Below are 5,512 nucleotides of genomic sequence, written 5' to 3' on the forward strand. Positions count from 1 at the left end.
TCACTACATCCGATTTCCCGACAACGAGACGATGCGGGCGATTGTCGATGTGCACTTTCCGGGCATCAAGCAGAGGCTGGTCGCCGAAGCGCTCAAGCTGTTTTACGAGATCCGCGAGGTCCCGGGCCTCAAGAAGAAGCCCTCGACGTCCGAACTGCTCGACTGGCTCAAGCTGCTGATGGTCGAGGACATCGGCCCGGAAACGTTGCGCGAACGCGATCCGAAACGGCTGATCCCGCCGCTGCACGGCGCGCTCCTGAAGAACGAGCAGGACGTGCATCTGTTCGAGCGGCTGGCATTCATGGCGCGCAGGGAAGGCCGCTGACGCGATTTGTGAACGGCGGGACCGCGCTGAACGGTCCCGCCGGTCTGAACCTGTTCGACGCTCCGGCCGACTAAAGGCCAGATGGAGGTCGCAACATGCTCGACTTGTTGCAAATCGTCATGATCACGATGACCGGGCTGTTCCTCGCCTACTGCCTGTGGCGGCAGAGGCAACGCTCCGGCCGTGGCGGCGACAAATAGTCAGCCGCGTCGTCCGCCATCAGGATTGGACGTGTCGCCGGTCGTTTCGGCGATGACACGCGCAGCATTTTCGGCCACCCGCTCCGCGTTCTCATGCGCGGCCTTGAGCCGTTCAGCATCCGCCTGTTCGGCGGCCCGCCGCTCGGCCGCGATACGCTCGGCTTCCGCGCGCTCTGCCGCCAGCCGCTCCGCCTCGCGCCGCTTGGCTTCAGCTTTCTGCGCGGCCAGCCTTTCCTTTTCCGCGCGTGCGGCAGCGCGCTTTTCTTCCCTCAACAGCGCCGCTTTCGCCTTCGCTGCGGCCTTCTCCTCCGCCCGGATGCGCTTGGCTTCGGCTTTTTCGGCGGCGATCCGCTCGCGTTCGATGCGCCGGATTTCCGCCTGCTCCGCCTCGACCTTCTCGCGTTCGATCCGCGCGGCTTCCGCCACCGCGGCTTCTTCCGCGCGTATGCGCGCGCGCTCGGCGGCTTCCTCCGCTTCCCGCTTCAGGCGCGGCTCGTTTTCGATCAGCCAGACCTCGTGCCGGCGCGCCCGCCGGGACGCCCAATCCTCGTATCGCCGGTAGATGGAATAGAAGTGCCTGGCGACGAAGCGGCCCATGCGGCCGCCCGCCCAGACGAGTTCGAACGGCTCGAACAGGCGATAGCGATCATCGCCGTCAATGATCGCTCCGGTGATCAGCGTGGACGCCATGGCGGTGGTGTTGAGGCCATGTCCGCCGAAGCCGCTCGCCAGCCAGACACCCGGCCCGAGTTTTCCGATCTGCGGCATGCCGTGCACGGTGTGGCCGATCGCGCCGCCCCATGCGTGGTCGATCTCAACCTGCCCAAGCTGCGGGAAACGCTTCTTCAGATCGCCGCGCAGCTTGCGGCCATAGCGACGCGGGTTTGCATCTCGCGCCGCGACCCGGCCCGCAAACAGCAGCCGGTCTGCGTCGACGATGCGATAATGATGATCGGCGAAATCGCTGTCGCTGACGGCGCCCTGATATTCGATTGCGGTGGACAGCGCCTCGCCGAGCGGCTTCGTCACCACCGCGAAGGTGTGAAGCGGAATGAGCGTGTCGGCCACCTCACGCATCATCGCGCCAAGATGGACATTGCCCGCGAAGACGATATTGCCGGCGCGCACGCGCCCCTGCGCAGTCGCGATGCGCTTGCGCACGCCCTCCGGATCAATCGATGTCGCCGCCGTGTTCTCGAAGATGCGCGCGCCTGCGGCTTCCGCGAGCTGCGCCAGGCCCACCGCATAATTGTAGGGATGCACCGAGAACGCAGTCGGGAAATGGATCGCCTGGAAGTAATAAGGCGATTTCACTTTGCTGCGGACGAGGTCCTTCGGCCAGAATTCGATATCGGCGCCGAAACCGCGCAGCAATTCGGCTTCGTCGGACATTTCCTGCGCGCGATCCGTCTTCGACACATGCAGCCAGCCTTCGCCCTGCATAATATCGCGCAAGGCCTTGTCGCCGGCCATCCGCCGCACGTGATCGACGCCATCCTGCGACAGCGACCACAATTCACGCGCATGATCCGGGCCGACGCGTGCGATCACCTGCTCGACCGGCGACGCAAAACCGGGGCGCACGAAACCGGCATTGCGGCTCGATGCATTCCAGGCCACACGCCGCTGCTCCAGCACGGCCACCGACCAGCCACGACGCGCCAGGTCGAGCGCAATTGTCAGTCCCGCAATACCGCCGCCAATGATGCAGACATCGACGTCGATGTCATGCGTCAGCGGCGCGCGCGGCGGCGCGGCATGTCCGGTCGCGGTGAACCAGGTCTCACCATAGGCAGCATCGACAGCTGGAGCAGCTTCGTCCGCAACCGGGGTCGTTCCAGCGACGAAGGGTGCGACTTCGGTTTGCATCTCGCCGGGTGGCGGGCTCGTGTTAGGCTCGTGCACGGATCATCCCCTGCCCGTCGGACTGACATCCATGCGCCGTCTGATGCTTCTCCGTCACGCCAAATCCGACTGGTCGCTGTCCGGACAGGCGGACCATGAACGCGAACTGGCGCCGCGCGGCCGCGCGGCCGCTCCCTTGATCGGGCGCTACATGGCCGAACACGGTATGCAACCGGATCACGCGATTGTCTCCACGGCGACGCGGACACGCGAAACCTGGCAGCTCGTGGCCGACATGCTCCCGCGCAAACCCTCTGTCGAATTTGAAGACCGCATCTATGAAGCCTCGCCGCGCCACATTCTGACAGCGATTGCGGACGCGCCCGCCGCGGCCCGCTCGCTGCTGGTTGTAGGACATAATCCGGGATTGCAGGACACGGCAAATCTTCTGGTCGAAACCGGGAACAAGCGGATGCTCGGGAAGCTCGCGGAGAAATTTCCGACCGGCGCCCTGGCTGTGATCGATCTCGACATCGCCGACTGGGCGGACATCAGGCCCGGCTGCGGCAGGCTCGAAAGCTTCATCACGCCGCGTGCGATCGGTGCCGCAAGCGACTAGACTGACGAGCAAAACTGGGAGGGACCAATCATGTTCAAGAAAATTTTGGTGCCTGTGGACCTGGCGGAACCGGAGCTTGCGCGTCCGGCCATCGATACCGCATGCGCCTTGGCGCGCACCTCGACCGGCACGATCCGGATCGTGCATGTGTTGCCGATGACGCCGGTCATGCTCGCGGAATATGTGCCGCCGGATTTCGATACCCAGCAACGCAAGTCCGCGGAAGACGCCATGAAGGAATTGACCGGCACATGCGGGCTCGGAACCGACCGCGTCTCCGGCGTCGTGCGGCAGGGCGGCATCTATCACGAGGTGATCGAAGAAGCCAAAGCGATGAACGCCGATCTCATCGTGATGACATCGCATCGGCCCGACATGCGCAGCTATTTCCTGGGTTCGAACGCGGGACATGTCGTGCGCTACGCGAATTGTTCCGTGCTGGTGTTGCGGGATTAGACCGCGGTCCCGGGCCGCCTCGCGGTACCGCGGTCCGCCTTCGGGAGAACGTCGGCCGGAATGTCCGTCAGCGTGTAGCGCCGCGGCAGATTGCGCTTGAAGAACGTACCCATCTGCCACAGCAGCCAGAAGAACATCGCGATCAGCGCAAGAAGCGCCGCGATCTGCGTCCAGTCCAGTGGCTGGCCGAACGCGCGTTCGCCGAGATCGATCGAGCGCACCGCGAGCGACAACCCCATCACGAGGAGCCCGGCGAAAACGAGGACACCCGGCCAGTAGAGAAAGGCCACGGAACCGGCTCTCAGATCCGGCCGGCCTCCGGCGGCGGCGATCTTCTCGTGCAGCGCGCGAATGAAGCGTGCGTAGCCCTCGTCCTGCCGCTCCTGCTCCATCATGGATTTCCATGAGGCAGAGGCGATCGGGATTTTCGGTCCCTTGTCGGACCAGATTTCCGCAAGGAAGCGCATGGACTGCATCGTGACCGGGCGAAAGCTCAGGCGAATACGCCGGATGCTGCTGTAGGGAACCGTGCCGGACGCGGCGCCCATCGCCCAATGCAGCGCGTCAGGTCCAAGGCGCAGAACCCAGCCCCCACCCATCAGTGACGCCTTGTAGGCATACTGGATATCTGCGGCATCGCCGTCCGGTTGATCCATGGTCCTCCCCCTCGCGCGGACCTCCTAGCACGAAGCCGCGGATGGATGGATATCGCTCCTCCTGGAACAGCTTCAGGCCCCATCCGTTGGGAAACAGAGCAGAATCCAGGGAGAAGAGATCATGGCAGGACTGTCCAGGGGCATTCTCGCTGTCGGGTTCGCCGCGCTCCTTGCGGCCTCCGCGCACGCGCAGACGGGGGGCTCGCCAACGGGAACCGGTACGGCCCCGACGCAGCCCGGCGGTGCACCGGCGCCGGGCATCGCGCCGGCAACGCCGGGCATTTCCGGCACCACCGGATCGGGATCGGGATTGCCCAGTTCCGGCACCGCGCCATCGGTCACACAGCCCGGCATTCCCGGTGCAGTCAGTCCGGGAAATCCGAATGCAGGCTGGCGGCCCGGCGTCCCGAATATCAGCGGCTCGCCGATCATCACCCAGCCGGGCCAGAGCACGTGCATCACGTCGGGCACTGGCGCCTGCTAGCGTATGCGACAGATCGAACAGAACAGAGCGCCGGATCGAGATCCAGCGCTCTGTTTTCTCGAACATTAGACTCTCGGTCAGCTTGCGGCTTTGCGATTCACCTTGCTCTCGGCGACCACGGTCAGCTTCTTGTCCGCAGCCTTCTCCTCTTCAAGCGTCTTCTGCAGGATCGCGGCCGCGTCGTCCCGGCCGAGCTGATGCGCCCAGGCGACTAGCGTGCCGTAGCGGGTGATCTCATAGTGTTCCACCGCCTGCGCGGACGCGATGATCGCGGCGTCGAGCACTTCCTTGTCCTCGACTTCGCCGGACACGTCCTCAGCTTCGTCGATGATGCCGTCGATTGCGGGGCAATCGACCGCTTTCGGCTTGAGATCGTGAAGCTTGAAGACCTGTTCCAGCCGCGCGACGTGGTTTTCGGTTTCCTGCAAATGCTTCTGCAATCCAGTTTTCAGATCGCGATCGGTGGCCTTGCCGATCATGTCCGGCAGCGACTTCAGGATCTGCTTCTCGGCGTAATAGATATCCTGGAGCTGGTGCACATAGAGATCATTCATGGTCTTGATGTCAGCGGAAAACAGGCCCATCTGCGGCTCCCTTGTTTCTGATGATGCGATTGACGGGACGGCGACGCGTCCTGTCGGGTCCAACGGGACAGGAGGGCCGATGTTCCTGACGGATTCGTTATTCCGGCGTGAAGGAACTCCGCAGGCCGGGCTGCATTTGTTCATTTAACGAAAAGCCCACGAATTGCGGGACCACGCCTCCTCGAGACCGTTATGAGAGACCCCGAAACGACAGAGCAGCCGCAGGAACGGCCCAACCGATACGAACGCAGGCAGCAGCGCGCGCCATTCGACATCTCCGACCTCGACAACATTCCACGAACGAACGACGACGATCCGCCTTACCGGAACTGGTGGGTGGTGA

Annotated in this window: 6 protein-coding genes and 1 pseudogene; 4 read left to right on the forward strand and 3 right to left on the reverse strand. The window is 63.9% G+C overall.

The genetic code is table 11. The features are described from left to right. Positions 1-325, forward strand: a pseudogene (locus tag VNZ93_RS07665) (ATP-binding protein); the annotation flags it as partial. Between the two features lie 200 nt (positions 326-525). Here the strand turns inward: VNZ93_RS07665 and VNZ93_RS07670 are convergent. Beyond that, positions 526-2,430 (reverse strand): FAD-dependent oxidoreductase, encoded by a 1,905-nt coding sequence (locus tag VNZ93_RS07670; protein WP_325702434.1) that lies wholly within the window; start codon positions 2,428-2,430, stop codon positions 526-528. A 31-nt stretch (positions 2,431-2,461) separates the two neighbouring features. On the opposite strand from VNZ93_RS07670, the gene VNZ93_RS07675 reads away from it, so the two are divergent. Then, the gene (locus VNZ93_RS07675) at positions 2,462-2,989 is read left to right on the forward strand and encodes a histidine phosphatase family protein (RefSeq protein WP_325702436.1); all 528 of its coding nucleotides are present in this window, start codon (positions 2,462-2,464) and stop codon (positions 2,987-2,989) included. A gap of 30 nt (positions 2,990-3,019) precedes the next feature. Beyond that, positions 3,020-3,445, forward strand: coding sequence for a universal stress protein (locus tag VNZ93_RS07680; protein ID WP_325702439.1), 426 nt, complete (start codon positions 3,020-3,022; stop codon positions 3,443-3,445). On the opposite strand, the gene VNZ93_RS07685 is transcribed toward VNZ93_RS07680, so the two are convergent. After that, positions 3,442-4,101, reverse strand: a complete 660-nt coding sequence (locus VNZ93_RS07685; RefSeq protein WP_325702442.1) for a hypothetical protein — start codon at positions 4,099-4,101, stop codon at positions 3,442-3,444. The two genes, VNZ93_RS07680 and VNZ93_RS07685, sit on opposite strands and share 4 nt — an antisense overlap. A 121-nt stretch (positions 4,102-4,222) precedes the next feature. Between VNZ93_RS07685 and VNZ93_RS07690 the strand changes: the two genes are divergently transcribed. Next, positions 4,223-4,585, forward strand: coding sequence for a hypothetical protein (locus VNZ93_RS07690; RefSeq protein WP_325702445.1), 363 nt, complete (start codon positions 4,223-4,225; stop codon positions 4,583-4,585). A 77-nt stretch (positions 4,586-4,662) separates the two neighbouring features. Here VNZ93_RS07690 and VNZ93_RS07695 read toward each other — a convergent pair whose 3' ends face one another. After that, positions 4,663-5,169 (reverse strand): ferritin-like domain-containing protein, encoded by a 507-nt coding sequence (locus tag VNZ93_RS07695; protein WP_325702447.1) that lies wholly within the window; start codon positions 5,167-5,169, stop codon positions 4,663-4,665. Between the last annotated feature and the right edge of the window lie 343 nt (positions 5,170-5,512).

Origin of the sequence: Pseudorhodoplanes sp., assembly GCF_035565795.1 — a bacterium.
GTDB lineage: Bacteria > Pseudomonadota > Alphaproteobacteria > Rhizobiales > Xanthobacteraceae > Pseudorhodoplanes.

What these genes read in the sequence shown, in the direction of transcription:
- VNZ93_RS07695 (WP_325702447.1), bottom strand. Translation starts at nt 5,169, where the DNA reads ATGGGCCTGTTTTCCGCTGACATCAAGACCATGAATGATCTCTATGTG.
- VNZ93_RS07690 (WP_325702445.1), top strand. Translation starts at nt 4,223, where the DNA reads ATGGCAGGACTGTCCAGGGGCATTCTCGCTGTCGGGTTCGCCGCGCTC.
- VNZ93_RS07675 (WP_325702436.1), top strand. Translation starts at nt 2,462, where the DNA reads ATGCGCCGTCTGATGCTTCTCCGTCACGCCAAATCCGACTGGTCGCTG.
- VNZ93_RS07680 (WP_325702439.1), top strand. Translation starts at nt 3,020, where the DNA reads ATGTTCAAGAAAATTTTGGTGCCTGTGGACCTGGCGGAACCGGAGCTT.
- VNZ93_RS07685 (WP_325702442.1), bottom strand. Translation starts at nt 4,101, where the DNA reads ATGGATCAACCGGACGGCGATGCCGCAGATATCCAGTATGCCTACAAG.